This window comes from Frankia sp. AiPs1 (assembly GCF_023716945.1).
Classification (GTDB): Bacteria; Actinomycetota; Actinomycetes; order Frankiales; family Frankiaceae; genus Frankia.
In genome coordinates, this window is sequence record NZ_JAMQQF010000720.1 from 1 (window position 1) to 2,519 (window position 2,519).

At 75.1% G+C, this 2,519-nt stretch carries 3 protein-coding genes and 1 pseudogene; 2 read left to right on the top strand and 2 right to left on the bottom strand.

The features are described from left to right. Nucleotides 1-329, bottom strand: a pseudogene (locus ND748_RS34780) (hypothetical protein); the annotation flags it as partial. On the opposite strand from ND748_RS34780, the gene ND748_RS29905 reads away from it, so the two are divergent. Beyond that, the gene (locus tag ND748_RS29905) at nt 231-545 is read left to right on the top strand and encodes a phosphatase PAP2 family protein (RefSeq protein WP_251749555.1); all 315 of its coding nucleotides are present in this window, start codon (nt 231-233) and stop codon (nt 543-545) included. The pseudogene ND748_RS34780 and the gene ND748_RS29905 sit on opposite strands and share 99 nt — an antisense overlap. A gap of 318 nt (nt 546-863) precedes the next feature. Here the strand turns inward: ND748_RS29905 and ND748_RS29910 are convergent, their stop codons facing one another. Beyond that, nucleotides 864-1,697, bottom strand: a complete 834-nt coding sequence (locus tag ND748_RS29910) for a TetR/AcrR family transcriptional regulator (protein WP_251749552.1) — start codon at nt 1,695-1,697, stop codon at nt 864-866. A gap of 134 nt (nt 1,698-1,831) precedes the next feature. On the opposite strand from ND748_RS29910, the gene ND748_RS29915 reads away from it, so the two are divergent. Further along, nucleotides 1,832-2,519, top strand: a 688-nt coding sequence (locus ND748_RS29915; protein WP_251749553.1) for an MFS transporter, incomplete at its 3' end; no start/stop codon positions are given.

The following is a 2,519-nucleotide window of genomic DNA, read 5'->3' on the forward strand; positions in this document are numbered from 1 at the left end:
GTGTCGGTGCCAGCCAGGGCGGTGTCAGCGTCGGCCAGGGCAGGGTCGCCGGCGTCGGTCGGGGCGGTGTCGGGGTCGGCCAAGACGTCGGCCAGGGCGCTGTCGGTCGGGGTGGGGTCGGTCGGGGCGCTGCCGGTCGGGGCGCAGGCGGGGGGAGGCCGGTGTCGGCTCGGCCGTGGTGGGTCGGGGTCGTGCTGGTCGCGTCGATGGTCGTCGCGGTCGCCGTGCCGGTGCTCGTCGGGTTCTGCCGGACCTACCGCGGCATGCATCATCCCAGCGATGTGATCGGCGGCGCCTTGCTCGGCGCGTGCTGGCTCGCGGCTGTGCATCGGGTGGTGCTGGCACGGGCGGGGGGTACGCGCGAGCGTCGCCGACCCGAGGGGAGGAGCGTGCGGACGAGGGAGGCGGACCAGCCCGCCGGCAGGGGCGTGGGAACGGCGGACGGCGGACGGTCCCGGGGCGCTCCTGCCGAACCCACACGTGCCTCCGGCGGCTGGGCCGCGCCCGACGGCGTGGCGCGGCGCGGTTCCGCGGAACCTGCATGACCGTGTCACGCCCTCGCGGCGGCGGCGGCGACCGCGGAGCGTGGCGGCGGCCGGTAGCTGTGGTTCCTCGGCTGTAGCAGCCGCGTCGGGTGCGGTGCGCTTTGTACGGTCGGCGGGCTCAGACCGTGCAGAATGCACCGCAATCCGGTTCCACCCCGGTGTGGGACCTGCTCCGTCTGGTCCGACGCGAGGCTCCCGTCGCCGGTGCCATCAGGCCAGGGGGGCTGCCCAGCCGCGGGTCGATGGCCCCGCCGGTGGCCGGTCCGCCGGTGGTCGGTCCGCCGGTGGTCGGCCCGCCGGTGGTCGGCGCTGTCGGCGTCAGGTCGGCGCTGCGGTGGTCCTGGGCGTCGCGGCGGGACGGGAATCGGTGCCGAAGGCGTGTAGGAAGGTGTCGACCGCGGCGCGGGCGACGGCGCGCTGCTCGGCGGCGGAGATGACCCGGGTGCCGTAGCGGCAGCGGGCCTCCAGCGATCCGGTGAGCAGGGCGGCGAGATGCTCGGCCGCGGCGGCGGGGTCGCCCGCGCGCAGGTGGCCGGCCAGGGCGAGACGGGCCAGGCGGTCGGCGAGCGCCTCGGTGACCGGGTCCGATGCCCGGCCGGTGATGATGTCGAGCAGGTCGGGGAACTGGTTGATCTCCGCGTAGAGCAGGCGCCGCAGCGCCCAGCCGCGCTCGTCGCAGTAGCACGCGACGAGCCGGCTGCCGACGTCCTCCAGCGCCGTGCGGAGATCGCCGTTGGGGTCGCGTAGCCGGTCGACGGCCGCGAGGTTCTTCGCCATGGCCCGGTCCGCCTCGGCGGCGATCGACGCGCGCAGCAGCGTCTGCTTGTCCCCGAAGTGGTTGTAGATCGTGTGCTTGGCGACGCGCGCCTCGGTCGCGATCGCATCCAGCGTGGCCTGCGCGTACCCCTCGCGGGCGAAGACCACGAACGCGGTGGCGAGGATCGCCTCGCGCTTGTCGATCCGACCACGCGTACCCGGCCGGGCGGGTACGCGCCCGGCGGCGGGCGAACCGAGGGCGTCGGGCGAATCTCGGGCGGCGGGCGAACCGGGGGTGGCGGGCGAATCCGGGGCGGCGGGCGAACCGGAGAGGGCCGGCGGACCGGAGAGGGCGGCGCCCGATCCGGCGGCTGCGGCGGGCGGCCTCCCACTCATCACGACACCGTATCCCACCCGTCGCCGGCTCTGCACCCGTCGGTGCATTCCAGCGACCCTCCTGGTTTCCCGGAACGTGGTGGCCTGTTAAAGTGCACTCGTCGGTGCAGATTGAGGGACTCGTGAGGTGAGTGATGGTGCAGGTGCTGGACGAGGGGCGGCTCGATCCCGCGCTGCGGCGGCTGATCGCGGTCGTCCTCCTCGGCGGGATCATGGGCATCCTCGACGGATCGATGGTGGCCGTCGGGGTCGACACCCTGGCCGCGCGCTTCCACGCCGCGCTCAGCACGATCGGCTGGGTCTCCACCGGCTACCTGCTGGCGCTTACCGTCGCCATCCCGGTCACCACCTGGGCCGTCGACCGGTTCGGCGCTCGCCGGCTGTGGCTGGTCGGCCTGGTCGCCTTCCTGGTCGCCTCGGGCGCCTCGGGGCTGGCCTGGAACGTGAGCAGTCTGATCGTCTTTCGGGTCCTGCAGGGGCTCGCCGCCGGCATCCTCGACCCGCTCGTGCTCACGCTGCTGGCCCGCGCCGCCGGCTCCCGCCGGGCGGGCCGGGTGATGGGGCTGATGGGCATGGTCCTCTCGGCCGGCCCGGTGCTCGGTCTCATCGTCGGCGGGGCCGTCCTGGCGCACTTCTCCTGGCGGTGGATGTTCCTGATCAACCTGCCGATCGGGGTCGCCGCGCTGATCGGCGCGCTGCGGGTCATCCCCCGCGACGCGCCGACGGGTGGTGCGCCGGTAAGCGGCGGCTCGGCGGGCGGCGGTTCGGCGGGCGGCGGTTCGGCGGGCGAGGTGCCGGGCACCCGGCTCGACGTGCTCGGGG